The organism is Amycolatopsis sp. NPDC004625 (assembly GCF_040609695.1).
Lineage (GTDB): Bacteria > Actinomycetota > Actinomycetes > Mycobacteriales > Pseudonocardiaceae > Amycolatopsis.
Genome location: NZ_JBEXKX010000006.1, coordinates 250,693 through 270,518, shown reverse-complemented (window position 1 = coordinate 270,518; position 19,826 = coordinate 250,693). Strand labels below are relative to the sequence as shown.

Genomic DNA, 19,826 nt, shown 5'->3' with positions numbered 1-19,826 from the left:
ACGATGGGCGCTCTGCAACTGACGCTCGGCGGGATTTCCGTCGTGCTCGGCCTCGTCGCCTGGGGCATGTTCGCCGCGACCATCGCCCGTTTCGTGCGGGTGATCCGTCTCGGCCAGCCCGACTCGACGCGCAACGGGCCGTTCATGCCGCGGATGAAGACGCTGATCAAGGAGTTCGCCGCGCACACGCGGATGAACCGCAAGCGCAGCGTCGGCCCGGCCCACTGGCTGGTGATGTGGGGCTTCCTGCTCGGCTCGCTCGCCCTGTTCGAGGCCTACGGCGAGGTCTTCGTCCCGACCTGGGGCTGGCCGATCCTCGACGACTTCCCGCCGTTCCAGCTGCTCATGGAGCTGCTCGGGCTCGGCACGATCGTCGGCATCCTGGTGCTGATGGCCATCCGCCAGCGCAACCACCCGCGCCGCGCCGACCGCCAGAGCCGCTTCCAGGGCTCCAACTTCAAGTGGGCGTACTTCATCGAGGCCGTCGTCCTGATCGAGGGCATCGGCATCATCGGCGTCCGGGCCGCGAAGGCCGCGCTGGGCGCGCACGAGACGCCGACCTGGGCCGCCTTCGTCTCCAACCCGATCGGCGAGCTGCTGCCGGCCAGCCCGAACCTCGTCACGGTCTTCGCGTTCGTCAAGCTGATGAGCGCCACGGTCTGGCTGATCGTCGTCGCGCGCACGATGACCATGGGCATCGCCTGGCACCGCTTCAGCGCCTTCTTCAACATCTACTTCAAGCGCGAGGGCGACGGCGGCGTCGCGCTCGGCGCGCTCAAGCCGATGATGAGCGGCGGCAAGGTCCTCGACCTCGAGGAAGCCGACCCGGACGAGGACACCTTCGGCGTCGGCAAGATCGAGGACTTCAGCTGGAAGGGCTGGCTGGACTTCTCGACGTGCACCGAGTGCGGCCGCTGCCAGGAACAGTGCCCCGCGTGGAACACGGGCAAGCCGCTGTCGCCGAAGCTGGTCATCACGCAGCTGCGTGACCACGCCTACGCGAAGGCGCCGTACCTGATGGCCGGCGGCAAGCGGGACATGGCGGGCGACGAGGTGGGCCTGTCCGGCGACAACATGTACGCCGGGATCGACGTCCTGGCGATCGCGGAGTCGCAGAAGGCCCTGATCGGCGACGACGGCGGCGTCATCGACCCGGACGTCCTGTGGTCCTGCACCAGCTGCGGCGCCTGCGTCGAGCAGTGCCCGGTCGACATCGAGCACGTCGACCACATCGTCGACATGCGCCGCTACCAGGTGATGATCGAGTCGGCGTTCCCCAGCGAGCTGAACGGCATGTTCAAGAACCTGGAGAACAAGGGCAACCCGTGGGGCCAGAACGCCAAGGACCGGCTGGCCTGGACCGAGGACCTCGACTTCGAGGTGCCGGTCTTCGACGGCGACCTGGGCGACGCCGAGTACCTGTTCTGGGTCGGCTGCGCGGGCGCGTTCGAGGACCGCGCGAAGAAGACGACCCGCGCGGTCGCGGAGCTGCTGCACATGGCGGGCGTCAAGTACACCGTGCTCGGCTCGGAGGAGTCCTGCACCGGTGACCCGGCCCGCCGCGCCGGCAACGAGTTCCTGTTCCAGATGCTGGCGCAGCAGAACGTCGAGGTGCTGAACTCGGTGTTCGAGGGCCGCGAGCGCAAGGCCCGCAAGGTCGTCGTGACCTGCGCGCACTGCTTCAACACCCTCGCCAACGAGTACCCCGAGCTGGGCGGCCAGTTCGACGTCGTGCACCACACGCAGCTGCTGAACCGCCTGGTTCGCGAGAAGCAGCTGGTGCCCGTGGCGCCGGTCGCCGAGGACGTCACCTACCACGACCCGTGCTACCTCGGCCGCCACAACAAGGTGTACGAGGCGCCGCGTGAGCTCGTCGGCGCGACCGGTGCGCAGCTGCGCGAGATGCCGCGGCACGGCGACAAGTCGATGTGCTGCGGAGCCGGCGGCGCGCGGATGTGGATGGAAGAGAAGATCGGCAAGCGGATCAACGTCGAGCGCGTCGACGAGGCGCTCGGCACCGCGCCGTCGAAGATCGCGACCGGCTGCCCGTTCTGCAAGGTGATGCTGAACGACGGCCTCACGGCCCGCCAGGCCGACGGCAGCGCGAGCGAGAAGGTCGAGATCGTCGACGTCGCGCAGATGCTGCTGGAGTCGGTCAAGCGCAAGCCGGAACCGAAGCCGATTGCGCTCGGGGCGCCGTCGCTCGCGGAGGAGTGACGCGAAACTTTCGCGCCGCGGCCCCGGTCAGGACCTCCTGATCGGGGCCGTTTTCCGTGGCCGGAAAGATCGCCGGCGCGGTAGCCATTCCACTACCCCTTGTCACATCTTTGTCCTGTGCTGCAAGCTCGCTAGCTGGGACTTCGTCGCGGTAATCGTTATCCCGAATAATGTTCACGATAATCACCGAAATGGCCCATCGTGTGAAGGAGAAACGACGGCCTGAACCCTGGACAAGCGGCGTATCCTGGCCTTTCCTCGCCGCCGCCGTTGCCAGCGAGGGCACCATTGACGATCACGGAATCAGGGGGCGGCACGGATGGCCGAGGACCGGCGGACGACCACCGGACGGCACGCTCTCCGCACCGCACCCGACGAAGTGGTGGTGGACCGGTTCCCGGTCCCGGTCGGCCAGGACCCCGTTCCGGCCCAGCGGACACTCGTGCGCCCGTACGTCCTGACGCGCGGCCGGACGCAGTCGCGGCGGCACCTCGCCATCGAAGCGATGGTCTCGACGCGGGCCGGCGCGCACTGGAACGGCGCCCGGCTGACCGGTGAGTTCCGGTCCGTGCGCACCCTCTGCCACCAGCCGCGCTCGGTCGCCGAGGTCGCGGCCAACCTGAGCGTGCCGCTCGGCGTCGTCCGCGTGCTGCTGGACGACATGGCCGAGCAGGGCCTGGTCACCATCCACGACAGCCGCACGAACTCGGACGGCCGTCCCGCGGTGGCGCTCATGGAACGCGTTCTGCACGGCCTGCGGCGCCTCTGAGCATTACGCTGACAGGAGTGAGCGAGGAATCCGCGAACTCCGGTGCGTCCGGTGGCGAAAGCACCCTGACCGTCCTGCTCGCCGGCGGGGTGAACCTGGCGATCGCCGTGATGAAGCTGATCGCGGGCATCATCACCGGCTCCGGCGCGATGCTGTCCGAAGCGGCGCACTCGGTGGCCGACACGATCACCGAGGTCCTGCTGCTGACGGCGTTGAAGCGCTCGGCGCGCCCGGCCGACCGCGTGCACCCCTTCGGCTACGGCAAGGAGCGCTACTTCTGGTCGTTGCTCGCGGCCGTCTCGATCTTCGCCTCGGGCGCGATGTTCGCGCTGTATGAAGGCATCTCGACGCTCTTCGGGCACGGCGAGTCGCAGAGCACGTCGTTGCTCAGCTACATCGTCCTGGCCGTGGCGTTCGTGCTCGAAGGCACGTCGTGGGTGCAGGCCGTGCGCCAGGTCGTGCGCGAATCGAAGGCCGAGAACCAGTCGCTCGGGACGTACCTGCGGCTGATCGACGACCCGACGCCGAAGACCGTCCTGTTCGAGGACTCGGCCGCGCTGATCGGCCTGCTGCTGGCGTTCGGCGGCATCGGGCTGCACCAGCTGACCGGCTCGGAGATGTGGGACGGGATCGCGTCGATCGCCATCGGCCTGCTGCTCGCCTGCGTCGCCTACCTGCTCGGCCGGACCAACCGCGGCCTGCTCGTCGGCCGGCAGGCCCACCCGCGGCTGGTGCGCGAGATCCGCGAGCACCTCGCCGACGCGCCCGAGATCGAGGCCGTCGTGGACCTGCAGACCATGCTCATGGGCACCGACCAGGTGCTCGTCTGCACCCGCGTGGACTTCGACGACTCGCTCGGCGCCGCCGACCTGGAACGCGCTTGCGTGCGGCTGGCGTCCGAACTGACGGACCGGATGCACGACGTCACCGAGGTGTTCATCGAGCCGGTGCCGCGGTCGGATCCGGAGCTGCGGGCGACGGTGCTGGCGCGGTACGGCGACGTCGCCGAGCGGTGGAGCAAGTCCCCGTAAGCCTCAGCTGTCTCAGTAGCCGAAGTCCTGCACCCAGTACCAGCCCGCGGTCGTGACGCCGACGCCGAGCTTCTTGAGCGAGCAGTTCAAGATGTTCGCGCGGTGGCCCTCGGAGTTCATCCAGGCGTCCATCACCTGCGCGGCCGACGTCTGCCCCTTCGCGATGTTCTCCGCGCCGGGCTTCGAGTAGCCGGCCTGCTTGATGCGCTGGTCGAACGTGGTGCCGTCGGGGCTGGTGTGGGAGAAGAAGTTCCCGGCCGACATCTGGTCGCTGTAGTCCTGCGCGGCCTTCGTCAGGTGGGATTCCTCGGTCAGCGGGTCACAGCCGGCCTTCGCGCGCTCGTCGTTGACCAGCGACAGGACCTGGGCGGCGGTCGAGGGCGCGACGCGAGCCGCGGCCTTGGTGCTGGGCGGCGGGGCCTCGGAGGACGTGGCCGGCGGCGCCGCGGACGTCTCCGTCGGCGTGGGCGCCGCGGAGGACGTCGTCGGGGCGGGGGCCGAGGACGAGGGCGCGGCAGGCTGACCGGGGGTGGTGGTCTGGACCTGGCCGCCGGCGAGGTCGGTGCCGCTGCCGCTGCCGGCTCCGGCGGGCGCGTTGGGCAGCACCAGGGCCGCGGCGCCGAGCTCGGCGGTGTTTCCTTCCGCGGTGGCCAGCCAGGTGCCGGCCGCGGCGGAAAAAACGCCGAGCAGCACACTGAGTGACACCATCACCACGTGAGCACGTTCACCAATGGGGGACACGGCGCAGGAACGTATCACGGGACGATTACGGCGAGAACCCTACGAACGCACTGGTCACATTTCCCATCGGCGACAGGCACGGAATTCGCGGCAATCGGACGCTTCCGCGTTACTCCATTCAGCTCATCCGGACGACGAAGGCCGCTTCGGCCGAAGCACTCACCGGACGACGGGTCGGATCTTGACCGGAGGCGGTTGCTTTGCCCACGAAGCCAACTTTGCCCGCGACCGTTGTGCACTTGTACGAGATTTCCGCGTCCACGGCCAGTTCCGGCGCGGTGTGCGCGCAGGACGGCGTGTGGGCGTCCACGACCTCGACGTCGGTCAGCGGCACGTCGCCGGTGTTCTTGACCAAAATCGAAAAGGTGACGGTGGCGCCTTCCCGGACTTCGTACGGGGTGGCGTCTTTCATCACGGCGATCTCGGGGTGGACGACATCCACTTTTGCGTCACCGGTCGAGTGCACGGTGCGACCGGTGGGATCGATTCCGCTGATCTCGACGGCTTGTTCGAAGTCGTCGTCCGGCGCTTTGCGCGTGCAGGTGCAGGTCTTCGCCGCGCCGGGCGGAAGGGTGCCGAACTCGGCCGCGCAGGTGGCCTGCCTGCGTTTGTCCACAACGGACACTGTGGTCAGCGGGACGTCGCCGGTGTTGCGCGCGGTGATGGTGAAGGTGACGTCGTCGCCTGCGCGCACGGTCGCGGGTTTGGCGTCCACTGTGACCTGCAGCGCCGGGTGGATGACGTCGATGCCATGGGTGTCGCTCGCGATGACCGGTGGGCCGATCGGCGGGGCCGCCGTGGCCTTCGCCGTGCTGACGACGTCGTCCGCTGGGGCGGTCGTCGTGCAGTCGAACTGCTGTTTCGCGCCGGGTTTCAGCTCGTCGAAGGCCTTGGCGCAGGGCGTTGTGGCTTCTACGGCGGTCAGCGGGGTGTCGCCGGTGTTGGTGACGGTGACGGTCGTCGTGACGGTGTCGCCCGGGTGGAAGGGGCCGCCGTGGACGTCCTGGGCGATCGCGAGCGCGGGGTGGAGGACGGCGTACGACGCTTCGGCGGTCGCCGTGACCTGGCGATTCGTCGGATCGGTGGCTTTTGCGGTGGCCGAGCTCACGAAATTGTCGGTGCCGGCGTCTACCTTGCAGGAGCGGCGCTGCCAGGCGCCGGGGAGGAGGGTGCCGATGGTCTGAGCGCACGCCGGGATGCTGCTGTCCACACTGGAGACGTTGGTCAGCGGGACATCGCCGGTGTTCGTGACGACGAGCGTGAACGTCACGGTGTCGCCTTGCCGGACTCGGGCGGGCGCAGCGTCGTTCGTGATCGTGACCGCGGGGTGGATGACGTCGACCGGGACCCCGGCGGTGGCGGTCACCGGACGGTTCGTGGCGTCGGTACCGGTGGCTTTCGCGACGGCTTCGAAGTCCGCGTTGGCTGCGGTCTGCGTGCAGGTGTAGGTCTGCTTCGCCTGCGGCTCAAGGCGGCCCAGGTTCTTCGTGCAGCCCGCGGCGATCGGGTCGGCCACGGCGACGTCCTGGAGCGCGCTGTCCCCGGTGTTGGTGACGGTGATCGTCGAGGTGACGGTGTCGCCGGCGCGGACGACGTCCGGGGTGGCGGTCCTGGTGATCGCGATGGCCGGGTGGATGACGTCGACGGTCGTTTCGGCGGAGGCGGTGACCTCCGGGCCCACCGGTGGGGTGGCGCTGAGCCGGAAGCTCCGGGTGACGTCGTCGGCCGGGGCCGTGGTGGTGCAGGTGGTCTCTCTCGTGCTGCCGGGCGCGAGGGGGCCGTCGATGGTCTGGGTGCAGCCGGGGTCTCGTTGGGTGCCCGTGAGCCGGAGGCCGGTCAGCGGCACGTCGCCCGTGTTGCGAACCGTGAGCCGGAACGGCACCTTGTCGCCTTCGCGGAACGGGCCGCCCGTGACGGCCGCCGTGATCGCGGCCGCCGGGTGCTGCACCGCGAACGCCGCTTCGGCCGCCGCTGTCACCGGGCGGCCCGTCGGATCGGTGCCCGTCACCGTCGGCTTGTTCGCGATGCCCGCCGTGCCCGCCACCGTCGTGCACTCGTACGTCTGCTGCGCCTTCGGCTGGAGCGCACCCAGCTGCTTCGCGCACGCGGCCACCTGGTCGTCCGTCACCGCGACGCCCGTCAGGGGCACGTCGCCGGTGTTCTCGACCAGCACCGCGAACGTCACCTTGTCGCCTTCGCGGACCTGCGCGGGTTCGGCGTGCGCGGCCAGCGTCACCGCCGGGTGGATGACGTCGACCGTGGCGTCGTCCGTCACCTTCACCACGCGGCCGAGCTGGTCCTTGCCGGTGGCGGTGGCCGTCGTGGCGAGGTCGTCCGGCGGGGCCGGTGCGGTGCACCGGTAGGTGACCGTCTGGCCGGGCGCGAGCGTGCCGAGCGGCTTGGCGCACGCCGGGACCGTGTCGGTGACAGCGGTGTCCGTCAGCGGTGCGTCGCCGGCGTTGGCGACCGTGATCGTGTACGTGATCGGGTCGCCGGCGCGTGCGATGCCGGGTGAGGCGTCCGCAGCCAGCGTCAGGGCCGGGGTGATCACCGTGACGGTGGCCGACGCGGTGGCGGTCACGGGCCGGCCGGCCAGGTCGGTGCCGGTGGCGGTCGCCCGGGACGTCGTCGTGCGGGACGGGTTGGCCGTGCACGTGTACGCCTGCGTCGCGCCCGCGGCCAGGCCGGCGATGGTGCGCGCGCACGATGCCGTCGTGTCGTCGGTGACCTGTACCGGGGCGAGGGGGCTGTCGCCGGTGTTGCGGACGGCGACCGTCCAGGTGACGGCGTCGCCCGCGTGGATCACCGGCGGGTCCGCGGTCTTGGTGACCTCGACGGCGGGGGCGATCGTCGGCGCGGGCGCGTCGGCGGTGGCCGTGACCTGTTTGCCGAGCTCGTCGGTCGCGGCCGCGTTCGCCGTGTTGACGCCGTCGGCGATGGGTGCCTTCGCCGTGCACGTCGTCGTGCGGCTTTCGCCCGGGGCGAGTGCGCCGGTGAGGGCGCACGACGGTGTCTTCGGGTCGGTCACGCGCAGGTCGCCGAGGCCGGTGTCGCCGGTGTTCGTCGCCTTGACCGTGAACGTCGCGGCTTCGCCGGCGCGGTAGGCCGGGCGGTCGGCGGTCTTCGTGAGGCCGAGGGCCGGGTGGACGACGTCGACGTGGGCGGTGGCAGCGCCGTCGAGGTGGTCGCCGAGCGCGCTCGTGCCGGTCGCCTTCGCGGTGTTCGTGAAGTCGTCGGGTGGCGCGGTTCCGGTGCACGAGTACGTCACCGTCTGGCCCGGGGCGAGCGTGCCGAGCGGCTTCGAGCACGCCGGAACGACGTCGTCAGCGACTTGGACGTCGGACGCCGGGACGGTGCCCGGGTTGGTCACGACGACCGCGAACGTCACCGGCTCACCGGCGTGCGCCTTCGGCTGGGTCGCGCGCAGGCCGACCCGGATCTCGGGCACCGGCACGGAAAACGCGAGGCTCTGCGCCAGGAACGCGTCGCCGCTGGTGACGAAGGCGAGCTTGGTGCTCGTCGCGCCGGTGGGGATGCTGTCGACGTTGAACGCCTTCGCGTCCACGCTGAAGTTGTTCTTCGCGGCCGGTGCGGCCGCGTTGTCGGCGTTGGAGACGAAGAAGTTCGACGTACCGCCGGTCGCGGGCTCGGCGGCCGGGGTGCCGTCGATGAGGAACTGGTCGCCGGAGGCGCCCCAGTCGCCGTCGTAGGCCGTGACGCCGAGGTGGGCGTCGGCGGCTGCCGCGCGGAAGCCGGTGATCGTCGTCTCCGTCGGCGGCGCGCCGGCGGTCTGCCGGACGTGCCCGTCGTAGACGACGACCTTGCGCTTCTCCGGCGCGAAGTCGGGATTGCGCTCGGGGTAGGCGTAGACCAGCACCATCGACCAGCCGCCGACGCAGTCGAATCCCTTCGGGGCCCAGACGTTCCCGACCGTGACGTCGAGCGTGCCCGCGGCGCTCGCGAACCGGGCGGTCACGTCGGAGTGGGCCGAGTAGTAGCCCGCGTCTTCGGCGTACCCCGAGGGCGGCACGTCGACGGGCTTCGCGCTGCCCACGGACAGCCGGACGTCCTGCTTCGCGGGCGTCCCCGGCGGCGCGACCGCCGACGTGCCGCAGGTCGTGCTGCCCGCCCAGTTGAGCCGGGCAAAGGCGATGTGTGCGCCCGGCGGGATGCTCACCGAGGCCCGCGCCGAATCGAACGTCGCCGGGTCGGCGTCGACGTCGGCCCACTGCATGAAGAAGTCGTCGTTGACCAGGATGTCCTTGCGGTCCGCGGTGTTGGCGCACGCCGCGGGCGTGCCCACCGCGGCGCCGGCCGGCGCGTGGTCGGCGGCGACCGGGCAGCGCAGGACGCCGTTGCCCGCGTAGAGGAAGTCGCCGTAGACGACGTCGTCGTAGCCGACCGCGAAGGGCGGGGCGACGGCCGCGCCCGCCGCCGGCACGACGGTCGAGGCCAGGAAGACCAGTGCCAGCACCAGAACCAGGCGCAGCGGTCTTTCGGGCAACAGCCACCTCCGAGGCCGAGACGACCTTGGGAGCGTGGCACGAGACCCGCGTTCACGCCGCCAAACTCACTCTTTCGTGGCGGCCGTCAGCTTCTCCGTCGACTCGTGGGTGAGCGTGGTGGCGGCCTCGACGAACCCGATGATCGTCCGGAGTTCGTCGTCGGTGTAGCGGTCGCAGAGCTCGTGCATGCCTTTGACGAGGTGGTCCCACAGGTGCACGCCTTTCGCGATCGACTGCAGGTCGAGGGCGATGAGGACCTTGCGCCGGTCGTCGGGGTGGCGCTCGCGGTTGACGATGCCCTTGTGCTCCAGCCGGTCGATCATCGCCGTCACCGACGCCGGCGCGAGCCCCGAAAGCCGCGCCAGGTCCTTGGGCGTCTGCGAGCCGAACCGCGCGAGGTAGTCCAGCACCTTGGTCTCGACCGCCGACAGACCCCGGGTCTCGGCGATCGCGGTGTGGAACATGACCGTCTCCGTCGACAGCTCCCGCGACCTGAGCAGGACCTCTTCGACCAGTTTCGCGCGCTCGCTTGACACGGGGACCAGCCTAGCCCACTCTTTAGTTCGATAGAACGAATTACTTTCTAAGAGATTCGAGGGGACGAACGACATGACACGGGCACTGATCATCGGGGGCGGCGTGGCGGGCACGATCACGGCCATCGCCCTGCACGAAGCCGGGCACGAGCCAGTGGTGTTCGAGGCCTACGACCGCGACTCGGAGGGCGTCGGCGCGTTCCTCACGCTGGCGGTCAACGGCCTGGACGCGCTGGTCCCGCTCGGCCTCAAGGACGTGGTCCGCAGCGTGGGCTTCGACTCGCCGCGGATGTCGATCGGCCTCGGCAACGGCACCCGGCTCGCCGGGTTCCCCCTGGGCGGCGCCCTCCAGGACGGCACGGTGAGCCAGACCGTCCTGCGCTCCGACCTCTACGTGGCCTTGCGCGACGAGGCTGTGCGCCGCGGGATCCGGATCGAATACGGCAAGCGCCTGACCGGCGCGAGCCAGACGGACACGCACGTCACCGCGGACTTCGCGGACGGGTCCCACGCCGAGGGCGACCTCTTGATCGGCGCCGACGGCCTTCGCTCGCGGGTCCGCACGATCATCGACCCGGACGCGCCACCGCCGCGGTACGTCCGGCTGCTGAACACCGGCGGGTTCGCCGAAGGCCTGGACCTGCCCGACGAGCCCGGCGTGCTCAACATGGTGTTCGGCAAGCGGGTGTTCTTCTGCCACGTCGTCAGCCCGGACGGCCGCGTCTGGTGGTTCGCGAACCCGGCCCGCAAGACCGAGCCGTCACCGTCGGAGCTGGCCACGCTCGCCGGGGACAAGCTGCGCGCCGAGCTGCTGCACCTGGTGGCCCGCGACCGGACGCCGGCCACCGACATCATCCGCGCGACCCGCCGGATCTACCCGGCCTGGCCGACGTACGACTTCCCGACGGTCCCGGTCTGGCACCGCGGCCGCATGGTGATCATCGGCGACGCGGCGCACGCCACGTCCCCGGCGGCGGGCCAGGGCGCCTCGATGGCCATCGAAGACGCCGTCACGCTGGGCAAATGCCTCCGCGACGTGCCGGGCATCGAGCGCGCGCTGACCACGTACGAGGGTCTGCGCCGCGAACGCGTGGAGGCCGTGGTCGCGGCCGGCAAACGCAACGGCGACGACAAGGTGATCGGCCCGGTCGGGCGCGTCGTCCGCGACTTCTTCCTCAAGCGGGTGTTCTCGAAGCCGTTCGACGACGACCCGAACGCCTTCATGTGGAACCACCGCATCGACTGGGACGAGAAGGTCGCGGCCTAGCGCCCGAGGTACTTGCCTCAGCCGAGGGCGAATCCACTACCGCCAGGTGTCGACGCGGTGGAAGTTCTTGTACGCCCGGCTCGGGGTCGGGCCGCGCTGCCCCTGGTAGCGGGACCCGGCCTCGCTGGAGCCGTACGGGTGCTCGGCTGAGCTCGACAGCCGGAAGATGCACAGCTGGCCGATCTTCATGCCGGGCCAGAGCGTGATCGGCAGGTTGGCGACGTTCGACAGCTCGAGCGTGATGTGCCCGGAGAAGCCGGGATCGATGAACCCGGCGGTCGAGTGCGTGAGCAGCCCGAGCCGGCCCAGCGAGGACTTGCCTTCGAGCCGGCCGGCCAGGTCGTCGGCCAGGGTGACGAGCTCGAAGGTGGACCCGAGCACGAACTCGCCCGGGTGCAGCACGAAGGGCTCGTCGCCCTCCTTTTCGACCAGCGAGGTGAGCTCGTCCTGCTGCAGCTGCGGGTCGATGTGGGTGTACTTGCTGTTGTCGAAGACGCGGAAGAACCGGTCGAGCCGGACGTCGATGCTCGACGGCTGGACCATGCCGGCATCGAAGGGGTCGATGCCGAGCCGGCCGGCGTCGAGCTCTTTGCGGAGGTCACGGTCACTGAGCAGCACGGCCGAAGCCTATCCGGTGGGTTCAGGCCGCCCGCATGTGCTGCGCGTAGGTGGTGTCGGGCGCGAAGAGCTTCTCGAGCCGCTTCACGTACCCGCGGCGACCGGCCTGCCCGATCCGTTCCTGCAGCGCGGTGGCCCCGGGAATGAACCGCCGGACGGTCTCGGCGGCGAAGTTGACCCCGGCCACGGCGACGATCGCGGCCTGCGCGACGGGATCGTTCGGCAGCCCGAGGAAGTCGGCGTTGGTCTTCCCGAGCACGAGCCGGCTGATCGACGAGTGCACGGCCACGGAGACGTGCGAGAGCACCTTCCCGACGGCCCCACGCCCCTCCCCGACGGCCGCGTTGGCCTCGATCAGCGACTTCGCGAGCCGCTTCGAATCGTCGTCGGGGATGAACTCGGTGGCGGCGAGCAGCCACAGCAGCCGCCAGGCGTCCTCTTCGGAGGTGGGCAGGAGCTCGTCGTCGACGCCCATGAGCCAGCCGATGTACCGCCAGAGGTGCAGGATGTCCCCGCGTTCGCGGGCGGAGTAGCGCAGCCCGAGCAGCTGCGTGCCGAAGACGTAGACGAGCGAGAAGAGCAGCAGCGTCCCGGCGGTCTGAACCTGGTTGACGGGCCGATCCCAGGCGGCGTAGTCCCAGTCCTCCCGCCGGTTCATGGCGGCCCGCACATGAGCATGGACAACCCGAATCCGCAACGCGGCGGCGTACCCCGTCCCGCCGTGCGTGAGGGCCCCGGGCGTGGTGACGTCGATCCACCAGGCGGCGGTCTCGACGAGCCGCCGCGTGGCCTTGTGTTCGATCTCACCGGTCCCGACCAGCGATTTCGTGGCGCGCGAGGCGAGGTAACCGCCCATCAGCGACATGTCACCGAGCGGAAAGAGCCCCAGCAACCCGGCCCGGGTGATGGCTTTGGCACCGCGCTCGAGCCGCTCGTCATCAACCCAGTAGGGCTTGGAATCAACCTGGTCGAAGAAGTCTTTCAGCGGCCCGGCGGCCTTCGCACCACCCTTGAGCGCGTCCTCGAAGAGCCGGCGCCCGTGCCCCTTCGGCTGCTGCACCATCCAGGCGACGACGTCGTCCGCGAGCCGGTCCTCGACCTGCGCGAACTCCCTGAGGCGCGCGATCTGGCGTTCGTCACCGCGGATGTCACCCTCGATGAACAGCCGTTGGGCCAGCCGGAACCCGCCTTGCCGGAACAGCTCGGGTTCATCCATGACCGCTCACCTCCGACGTCGACAACAAGTGTTGTCACATTGACGCGCGCGAGTCAAGGAGGAGGGTCCTGGACAAGGGGATCACGGTGCCGTGTATGCTGACGACGCACTGCGGATGTAGTTCAATGGTAGAACATCAGCTTCCCAAGCTGAATACGCGGGTTCGATTCCCGTCATCCGCTCTCGTCGAAACCCCGGGCATTCCGTCCGGGGTTTTTGCTTTCCATTCTTCCCCGCAAATGCGCCACATGCGCAGCAGGCAAGCCGGTCGCCTCGGCGCGCTCCAACGCCTCGGCAGCCACAGAGGAACCCAAGCGGTGCAACAACTCCGCCCTCGACGCGTGCCACCACGCGTACTCCGTCAACCCCGGCAATGCGTCCACCAGCGCCAAACCCGCCGCCGGGCCGTCCCGTTCCGCCACCGCTGCCGCGCGGTTCAACCTCACCACCGGGGTGTCCAGGACCGTCAACAGCACGTCGTACCAGGAAATCACCGCGTCCCACTGGGTCTCCGCGTACGACGGCGCCAGGTCGTGGCAAGCCGCGATCGCCGCCTGGACCACGTACGCGTTCGGGGTCGTCGGTGTGCGGCGCAGGCCGCGGCCCACCAGCTCCACGCCCTCCTTGATCAGCGATGCGTCCCACAACGAACGGTCCTGCAACGAAAGCAACGCCGGCGAGCCGTCCGGCAAGAACCGCGCCGGGCTGCGGGCGTCCTGCAGCAACACCAACGCCAGCAGCCCCAACGCCGTCGGCTCGTCCGGCATCAGGGACGCCAGCAACCGGGCCAGGCGGACGCCTTCCGCGAGCAACGAAACGCGTCCCGTGTAGCCCTCGTTGAAGATCAAGTACACCGTGGACGCGACGCCGGCCAAGCGCGCGGGCAGTTCCTCCGCCGACGGCACCCGATACGGGATACGAGCAGTGGCGATCTTCTGCTTCGCCCGAGTCAGCCGCTTCGCCATCGTCGCCTCGGGCACCAGCAAGGCGCGCGCGACCTCCGATGTCGACAAGCCGCCCAATGTCCGGAGGGCCAGCGCCACCTGCGCGTCCAGCGACAACGCCGGGTGGCAGCACGTGAAAACCAGGCGCAGCAGGTCATCGCGGACCGAAACCGGGTCCGGGAACGGGTCGACGGCCGGCATCGCGTCCGCCTCCTTCCCGAGCCGCTTCGCCTCGCGGCGGACCACGTCGACCGCGCGGCGACGGGCCGCGACCAGCAGCCAGCCGCGCGGGTTGCCGGGGACGCCGTCGCGCGGCCACGTCTCGAGCGCGCGCACGACGGCGTCCTGCACCGCGTCTTCGGCCAGGTCGACGCTTCCGGTGACGCGGACCAGCGTGGCCAGTACCCGGGTGCCCTCGTCCCGGACCAGCCGCGCGACCGCGTCCCCGGTGCCGCTCACCGGCCGAAGTCGACGACCGGCCGGACCTCGATGGCGCCGTCCCAGGCGCCCGGGATCTGCGCCGCGACCTTGACGGCTTCGTCGAGGTCCGCGCATTCGAGCAGGTAGAAGCCGGTGAGGGCTTCCTTCGTCTCGGCGTACGGGCCGTCGCTGGTGACGATGTCGCCGCCCTTGCCACCGGTGACGCGGACGGTCGTCGCGGTCGCCGTCGGGTACAGCGCCGCGCCGCCGCGGATGACCGCGGCCGCACCGGCGCCGAACTCGTCGTAGTCCTTCATCATGTCGACGGCTTCGGGCCGGGTCGGGTCGACGTCGGAGGCGTAGATGATCGCGGCGTACTGGGGCATGGCTGCTCCTCACAGATCCTGACCGGCGCCGATCGCCGGTTCTCACTGTAAGGACGAACGGGGGAAGCCGCGCCGGGACAACCGCGCCGGGCTTTTTCTAGCCCTCGACGAGCTCCCACTCCGAGTCCGGCGTCGCGCGGTCGTACACCTGGCCCGGCGCGGCCTTCAGCACCGTCCGCACGTCCGGGTACAGGTTCGCGACGTGCTCCAGCTCCAGGCCCTCGACCTCGAAGTCCTCCGCCTCGGGGACCTCGAAGCCGACGAACAGCCAGGTTCCGTCCTGCTCGCGGACGACCTGGCGGACCGCGCGCACCGGCTGCTGCGGTCCCGTCGGGATCTCGGTGAGACCCGTGCTGATCTGGGCCTCGTCGTCCGGCGAACCCTCGAACTCCCACGCCGCGCGGCGTTGGGCGAGCAGGCGGATGTCCTCGTCCTCGTCGTCGGAGCCGGTCACCGACGACAGCAGCCAGGTGCGGCGCTCCGGGTCCCAGTCCGCAGCCATGCCCGTCGGCAGGGTCGCCAGGGCGGCCAGCTGCGGCAGCAGTTCGAAAGCTTCGCGCAGCGACAGCTTGCCGAAGCTCTCGCGGTTGACCAGCACGTCGTCGGACAGCTCGGTGCCGTCGCTGATGAACCAGTCGTCCTCGTCGTCCAGCACGACGAAACCCAGCGCGTCGGGGTCGTTCACCAGGGCCAGCGCGATGATGACCGGCCCTTCCGGGTCCTGGCGCAGCGGCCATTCGGTCGACATGCGCCATATCCCACCATCGCGGCACCACCCACCGGGAGCCGGGGTCGCCCGATCGGTTAATTCATCATTTGTTGATATCATCGGGGTCATGGTGCTGCCCAAGGGACTCGCCCGGTTCAACCGCGTCGTGACGAACCGGATCAACAAGTACGTCGTGAACTGGGCTCCGGGTTTCGGGCTTCTCGTCCACAAAGGACGCAAATCCGGCAAGGAGTACCGCACGCCGCTGAACGTCTTCCGCACCGAAGGCGGCTTCGTCGTCGCGCTCACCTACGGCCCCGACACCGACTGGGTGAAGAACGTGCTGGCCGCGGAGAGTTGCACCCTCGTCACCCAGCGGAGAAACTACCGCGTGCACTCGCCCAAGCTCGTGCATGATGAATCACGCCGAGCGATGCCGACGCCCGTGCGCCAGTTCCTCGGCCTGCTGAACGTCCACGACTTCCTGCTGCTCAAGCGGGACTAGGGGGAGAAATGCTGCTCGAGGGGGAGCTCGTCCGGCTGCGCGCGCTCGAACCGGAGGACGCCGAGCGGATCCACGCGTTCGTGACCGACCCCGAGGTCGGCCGCTGGATGGAGAACGACCACCCGCTTTCGCTGGCCCAGGTGCGCAAGCGCTGCGAAGAACGCGCGGTCAACACCTACGAGAAGGTCGTCCTGGGCATCGAGGCCAAGGCCGGGCGCAAGCTCATCGGCGTCATCGACCTGCGTGACGCCGAGCCCGAAATCGGCGAGGCCTACCTGGACGTCTACATCGGCGACGCCGAGTACCGCGCCGGCGGCGGCTACGGCACCGAGGCGCTGCGCCTGATGTGCCGATACGGCTTTAACAACATGCGGCTGCACCAGATCACGCTGTGGGTCGTCGCCGAAAACGAGGTCGCCCGGCACGTCTACCGCAAGGTCGGGTTCGTCGAGGAGGGCCGGCACCGCGAGGCGTTCGTCGGCGAAGACGGCTCGCGGCACGACATGATCCTGATGAGCATGCTGAAGGGCGAGCTCAAGTGGTGAGCCGCCGCGGCGCCTTCCGCCGCCACGCCTCTTCGAGCAGCTCGCGCAGCTGATCGACGTCCACGCGCTCGAGGTCGACGATGATCGAGCCGTGCCCGTCGTAGTGCGGCGTCGTGAAGAAGGCCGCGTCGCCGGAATCCAGCAACGCGGCCTTCTCGTCGAGCCCGCACATCACGACCAGGCCGCCTTCGGCCTCGGTGCGCAGCCGCGCGAAACGCTTGCCCGCCACCTTCAGCGCGGGCGTGCGGTACCACGTCGCCGCCTCCACCTCCGGCAGCGCGGAGGCGAGGCGCACGACGTCTTCCCAGGTCGTCATGGGTTCCATTGTCGACCAGGTGGCTTGCAAAAACGGGAACTACGGCAGGCGGGTGATCCGGTCCGCCGCGGGCGGGGCCAGGTTCGGGTGGGCGCCCAGGTAGGCGACCAGCGCGTCGAGGTCCACCGGGCCGCCCGACAGGTTCGTGCCCTTGGTGAACTCGGTGAAGCCGTCCCCGCCGGCGGCGAGGAAGTTGTTCACCGACACGCGGAACGTCGCCGCCGGGTCGACCGGCGTGCCGTTGACCGTGATGTTCGAAACGCGCGAGCCGATCGGCGCCGCCGCCGAGTACGAGTAGTGCAGGGAGCTCGAGATCTGCAGGATCTTGGTGCCGGCCGCGGTCCACTGCTGTTCCAGCACGTTCTTCAGGTTCGCGCCGGTCAGCGTGATCGTCTGCATGATGTTCGAGAACGGCTGGACGGTGAACGCCTCGCCGTAGGTCACCACGCCGTCGCCCTCGTTGTTCGCGGACGACTTGTACGTCAGGTCGGCGCGGATGCCGCCCGGGTTGGTGATCGCGACGACCGCGCTGTTCGACGCCGTGCCCGCGAGCTGCGCGTCGGCGATGACGTCGCCGAGCGGCGACTCGCCGGCCGCGTTGCCCGCCGCCGGCAGGTCCGCGGTGATGGTGCCGACCTGCTTGTTCGCGATCGGCGCCGACTTGGTCTTCGCGTCCGCGACCAGCGCGGCCACGGCCGGGTCCGGCGTGACCGTGCGCGTCACGATCTCGTTGAACGCCTTGGTCTGCGAGCGCACGACGTCGCGGGTCTTCAGGCTGATCTTCAGGTCCACGACCGACAGCAGCCGGCCGAACGACGAGCCCTGGATGACCGGCCGCGGCTGGCCCGCCGGGTCGTTGATCACGCAGTTGTACTGCTGGTGGCTGTGGCCGGTGAAGAACGCGTCGACCTTCGGCGTCACCGCGGCCGCGATCGCGGCGGCCGGGCCGGGGCGCAGCTTGCAGTCGTTCGGGCCCTCGACCTCGGTGCCGTCACCCTGGTGCAGGAGCACGACCTGGGCCTTGACGCCGAAGTAGTCGAGCAGGTTCGCGGTCCGGTTGATCGCCTCGACCTCGTCGCCGAACTTCAGGCCCTTGATGGCCTCCGGCGTGACGACGGACGGCAGGTCCTTCAGCGTGGCGCCGATGACACCAACCGGCACGCCGCCTTCGAACTTGACGGTGAACGGCAACAGCGCGGGCAGGCCGTTGGTGAAGTACACATTGGACCCGATGAACGGGAAGTTCGCACCCTTGAAGGTCTTCTCGAACTGGCAACCGTCGGTCGGGTGGCAGCCGCCGAACTGCATGCGCTGCAGTTCCTTGTAGCCCTCGTCGAACTCGTGGTTCCCGACGACGGACGCGCCGACGCCCAGCAGGTTCAGGAAGTCGATGGTCGGCTCGTCGTGGAACAGCGCCGACGTCAGCGGCGACGCGCCGATGTTGTCACCGGCGGACACGACGAACGAGTTGCGCACCTGCGCCCGCAGCTGCTTCACGTGCGTGGCCAGGTAAGCGGCACCGCCGGCGTCCACAGTGGTCCCGTCGGACTGCACCACGCGGCCGCTGGAACCGGTCGGCGGCTCCAGGTTGCCGTGCAGGTCGTTGAACCCGATGATCCGGACGTCGGTGGTGGGATCCGGGCGCTGGCCCGCGGACGCGGGTGCGGTGGTCACCGCCGTGGTCGCCAGCGCGGCCGCGGCGAACACCGCGAGCCGGGTCGAAAGCTGCAACAACCGGGGCTTCGCCCCGGGCCGGGGGCTCTGCCACCCGGAACCCCCGAAAACATGCCTCATGAGTGTTCTTCCTCCGATTCGCGCCCTTGGTCCCCGAACGGGCGCACGGCGGAGGATTCTGCCTCGCGAAGCAGTCACCTACCAGGGTCAAAAGACGGACGTAAAGCGAATGTCACCTGCCGGCTTCCGGAGGGCAACCGCGAGTGACGGTCACCCTACGTGCGGTTCGACCCGGCGCCCGCTGTCGGCCGACCGCTGGACGGCGTCCAGCACGCGGTGCACCCGCAGGGCGTGCGCGAAGTCGGGCAAATCGCCCTTGAGGTGCCGCGCGTAGGCGTGCGCCACGTTGTACGACGGCTCGGCGCTGCGCCCGGCCAGCTGCGGCAGCTCGTACCGCGCGGGGACGGTCAGCTTTTCGAGCGTGCCGGTCCGGCTGCCGCGCAACGTCAGCTTCGCGATCCAGAACAGCGGGTCCGCGGCCTCGACGACCAGCGTGCCCTCGGTGCCGTTGATCTCCCAGTGGAAGTCCGTGGCGGGCGACGTCCCGCCGCGCAGGTGCAGCGACGCCACCGCGCCACCGGTCAGCTCGCCGGTGACGGCGATCTGGTCCGGCGCGGTCATCGCGACCGACTCGCCGGTGACCTCGTCGCGCACCCGCGGCCGGACGGTCGCCATCGTCGCCGAGAGCCCGGTGAAGCCGCCGAGGACCATGGCCAGCGCGTCGACGGTGTGCGCGAACGGGATGGTCAGCATGGTCGCCCCGCCCTCGGGATGCAGCTGGTAGTCGCGGCCGGCCCGCACGCTCGGTCCCCAGTTGGCGCCGGAAGCGATCAGCGACGTCGAAAGCACGCGGCCGACGTAGCCGTCCTTGATGAGGTCACGCAGGTAGCGCAACGCCGGCGCGGAGCGTCCCTGCAGGCCGACGGCGGTTTCCTTCCCGCGAGCGGCTTCGGCCAGCGCCTCGGTTTCGGCCAGGCTGACACCCAGCGGCCACTCGCTCAGCACCTGCTTGCCGGCGGCCAGCGCGGGCTCGATCAGCGCCCGGTGCTCCGGCACCTTCACCGCGACCACCACGAGGTCGACCTCCGGGTGCCGGGCCAGCTCCCCGGCGTCGCCGAAGGTCAGCGGCACGCCGTACTTCTCGCCGGCCACCCGCGCCGACTCCGCGTTGCTGCCGCTGAGCGCCCGGAGTTCGTAGCCGTCCACCGCGGCCAGCGCGGGCACGTGCGCGGTCGCGGCCCAGCCGCCGTTCGCGCTGAGCCCGACGATGCCGACCCGGACCGGTGCCATGAGCGTTCCTTTCGTTGCCCGCAAAGACTCCGACGTGCCGAGCGTCGTGCTCATTCCCGGGTCGACGCAAGCCGCAT

The 19,826-nt window shown here is 69.9% G+C and carries 17 protein-coding genes and 1 tRNA gene; 7 read left to right on the top strand and 11 right to left on the bottom strand.

Annotated features, from left to right (window positions below):
- The first annotated feature begins 3 nt into the window (after window positions 1-3).
- The 3 genes from ABZW17_RS09590 to ABZW17_RS09580 all read left to right on the top strand — a co-directional run bounded on the left by ABZW17_RS09590 (window position 4) and on the right by ABZW17_RS09580 (window position 4,017).
- Window positions 4-2,217 (top strand): (Fe-S)-binding protein, encoded by a 2,214-nt coding sequence (locus ABZW17_RS09590; protein WP_354811451.1) that lies wholly within the window; start codon window positions 4-6, stop codon window positions 2,215-2,217.
- A 319-nt stretch (window positions 2,218-2,536) separates the two neighbouring features.
- Entirely contained in the window at window positions 2,537-2,986 is a 450-nt protein-coding gene (locus ABZW17_RS09585) for a DUF742 domain-containing protein (RefSeq protein ID WP_354811449.1), read from the top strand.
- A gap of 17 nt (window positions 2,987-3,003) precedes the next feature.
- Window positions 3,004-4,017 carry a cation diffusion facilitator family transporter gene (locus ABZW17_RS09580; RefSeq protein ID WP_354811447.1) on the top strand — a complete coding sequence of 338 codons (1,014 nt, stop codon included), beginning with the start codon at window positions 3,004-3,006 and terminating at the stop codon, window positions 4,015-4,017.
- Window positions 4,018-4,029: 12 nt separating this feature from the next.
- On the opposite strand, the gene ABZW17_RS09575 is transcribed toward ABZW17_RS09580, so the two are convergent.
- The 3 genes from ABZW17_RS09575 to ABZW17_RS09565 all read right to left on the bottom strand — a co-directional run bounded on the left by ABZW17_RS09575 (window position 4,030) and on the right by ABZW17_RS09565 (window position 9,799).
- Complete coding sequence (locus tag ABZW17_RS09575; protein WP_354811445.1) at window positions 4,030-4,731, bottom strand: CAP domain-containing protein; 702 nt, start codon at window positions 4,729-4,731, stop codon at window positions 4,030-4,032.
- A 145-nt stretch (window positions 4,732-4,876) separates the two neighbouring features.
- Window positions 4,877-9,262 (bottom strand): hypothetical protein, encoded by a 4,386-nt coding sequence (locus ABZW17_RS09570; protein WP_354811443.1) that lies wholly within the window; start codon window positions 9,260-9,262, stop codon window positions 4,877-4,879.
- A gap of 66 nt (window positions 9,263-9,328) precedes the next feature.
- A complete protein-coding gene (locus tag ABZW17_RS09565; RefSeq protein ID WP_354811441.1) occupies window positions 9,329-9,799 on the bottom strand; it encodes a MarR family transcriptional regulator in 471 nt (156 codons plus the stop codon).
- Between the two features lie 73 nt (window positions 9,800-9,872).
- Here ABZW17_RS09565 and ABZW17_RS09560 point away from each other — a divergent pair, with 73 nt between their 5' ends.
- Window positions 9,873-11,066, top strand: a complete 1,194-nt coding sequence (locus ABZW17_RS09560; protein ID WP_354811439.1) for an FAD-dependent monooxygenase — start codon at window positions 9,873-9,875, stop codon at window positions 11,064-11,066.
- A gap of 36 nt (window positions 11,067-11,102) precedes the next feature.
- Here the strand turns inward: ABZW17_RS09560 and dcd are convergent, their stop codons facing one another.
- Window positions 11,103-11,684 carry a dCTP deaminase gene (gene dcd / locus ABZW17_RS09555; RefSeq protein WP_003058109.1) on the bottom strand — a complete coding sequence of 194 codons (582 nt, stop codon included), beginning with the start codon at window positions 11,682-11,684 and terminating at the stop codon, window positions 11,103-11,105.
- Between the two features lie 22 nt (window positions 11,685-11,706).
- The gene (locus tag ABZW17_RS09550) at window positions 11,707-12,900 is read right to left on the bottom strand and encodes an oxygenase MpaB family protein (protein ID WP_354811437.1); all 1,194 of its coding nucleotides are present in this window, start codon (window positions 12,898-12,900) and stop codon (window positions 11,707-11,709) included.
- 111 nt (window positions 12,901-13,011) lie between these two features.
- Between ABZW17_RS09550 and ABZW17_RS09545 the strand changes: the two genes are divergently transcribed.
- A tRNA-Gly gene (locus ABZW17_RS09545) sits at window positions 13,012-13,082 on the top strand.
- Here ABZW17_RS09545 and ABZW17_RS09540 read toward each other — a convergent pair.
- The 3 genes from ABZW17_RS09540 to ABZW17_RS09530 all read right to left on the bottom strand — a co-directional run bounded on the left by ABZW17_RS09540 (window position 13,074) and on the right by ABZW17_RS09530 (window position 15,398).
- Window positions 13,074-14,303, bottom strand: a complete 1,230-nt coding sequence (locus tag ABZW17_RS09540; protein ID WP_354811435.1) for a DUF6596 domain-containing protein — start codon at window positions 14,301-14,303, stop codon at window positions 13,074-13,076. The two genes, ABZW17_RS09545 and ABZW17_RS09540, sit on opposite strands and share 9 nt — an antisense overlap.
- A complete protein-coding gene (locus ABZW17_RS09535; protein WP_354811433.1) occupies window positions 14,300-14,650 on the bottom strand; it encodes a YciI family protein in 351 nt (116 codons plus the stop codon). The genes ABZW17_RS09540 and ABZW17_RS09535 overlap by 4 nt, the downstream gene beginning before the upstream one ends.
- A gap of 97 nt (window positions 14,651-14,747) precedes the next feature.
- On the bottom strand, window positions 14,748-15,398 hold the full coding sequence (locus ABZW17_RS09530; protein WP_354811431.1) for a hypothetical protein: 651 nt from the start codon (window positions 15,396-15,398) through the stop codon (window positions 14,748-14,750).
- A gap of 88 nt (window positions 15,399-15,486) precedes the next feature.
- Here ABZW17_RS09530 and ABZW17_RS09525 point away from each other — a divergent pair, with 88 nt between their 5' ends.
- Both ABZW17_RS09525 and ABZW17_RS09520 read left to right on the top strand, forming a co-directional pair.
- The gene (locus tag ABZW17_RS09525; protein ID WP_354811429.1) at window positions 15,487-15,864 is read left to right on the top strand and encodes a nitroreductase family deazaflavin-dependent oxidoreductase; all 378 of its coding nucleotides are present in this window, start codon (window positions 15,487-15,489) and stop codon (window positions 15,862-15,864) included.
- Window positions 15,865-15,872: 8 nt separating this feature from the next.
- A complete protein-coding gene (locus tag ABZW17_RS09520) occupies window positions 15,873-16,409 on the top strand; it encodes a GNAT family protein (protein ID WP_354811427.1) in 537 nt (178 codons plus the stop codon).
- Here ABZW17_RS09520 and ABZW17_RS09515 read toward each other — a convergent pair.
- The 3 genes from ABZW17_RS09515 to ABZW17_RS09505 form a co-directional block, all read right to left on the bottom strand.
- Window positions 16,399-16,725, bottom strand: coding sequence for an MmcQ/YjbR family DNA-binding protein (locus tag ABZW17_RS09515; RefSeq protein ID WP_354811425.1), 327 nt, complete (start codon window positions 16,723-16,725; stop codon window positions 16,399-16,401). The two genes, ABZW17_RS09520 and ABZW17_RS09515, sit on opposite strands and share 11 nt — an antisense overlap.
- A 39-nt stretch (window positions 16,726-16,764) precedes the next feature.
- Complete coding sequence (locus tag ABZW17_RS09510) at window positions 16,765-18,456, bottom strand: bifunctional metallophosphatase/5'-nucleotidase (RefSeq protein WP_354811510.1); 1,692 nt, start codon at window positions 18,454-18,456, stop codon at window positions 16,765-16,767.
- Between the two features lie 213 nt (window positions 18,457-18,669).
- Window positions 18,670-19,749 carry a Gfo/Idh/MocA family oxidoreductase gene (locus ABZW17_RS09505; RefSeq protein WP_354811423.1) on the bottom strand — a complete coding sequence of 360 codons (1,080 nt, stop codon included), beginning with the start codon at window positions 19,747-19,749 and terminating at the stop codon, window positions 18,670-18,672.
- Window positions 19,750-19,826: the final 77 nt, after the last annotated feature.

Excerpts from the sequence above, each read along its gene's own strand:
- ABZW17_RS09590 (WP_354811451.1), top strand. The coding sequence starts at position 4 with ATGGGCGCTCTGCAACTGACGCTCGGCGGGATTTCCGTCGTGCTCGGC.
- ABZW17_RS09585 (WP_354811449.1), top strand. The coding sequence starts at position 2,537 with ATGGCCGAGGACCGGCGGACGACCACCGGACGGCACGCTCTCCGCACC.
- ABZW17_RS09560 (WP_354811439.1), top strand. The coding sequence starts at position 9,873 with ATGACACGGGCACTGATCATCGGGGGCGGCGTGGCGGGCACGATCACG.
- ABZW17_RS09550 (WP_354811437.1), bottom strand. The coding sequence starts at position 12,900 with ATGGATGAACCCGAGCTGTTCCGGCAAGGCGGGTTCCGGCTGGCCCAA.
- ABZW17_RS09535 (WP_354811433.1), bottom strand. The coding sequence starts at position 14,650 with ATGCCCCAGTACGCCGCGATCATCTACGCCTCCGACGTCGACCCGACC.
- ABZW17_RS09530 (WP_354811431.1), bottom strand. The coding sequence starts at position 15,398 with ATGTCGACCGAATGGCCGCTGCGCCAGGACCCGGAAGGGCCGGTCATC.
- ABZW17_RS09525 (WP_354811429.1), top strand. The coding sequence starts at position 15,487 with ATGGTGCTGCCCAAGGGACTCGCCCGGTTCAACCGCGTCGTGACGAAC.
- ABZW17_RS09520 (WP_354811427.1), top strand. The coding sequence starts at position 15,873 with ATGCTGCTCGAGGGGGAGCTCGTCCGGCTGCGCGCGCTCGAACCGGAG.
- ABZW17_RS09515 (WP_354811425.1), bottom strand. The coding sequence starts at position 16,725 with ATGACGACCTGGGAAGACGTCGTGCGCCTCGCCTCCGCGCTGCCGGAG.
- ABZW17_RS09505 (WP_354811423.1), bottom strand. The coding sequence starts at position 19,749 with ATGGCACCGGTCCGGGTCGGCATCGTCGGGCTCAGCGCGAACGGCGGC.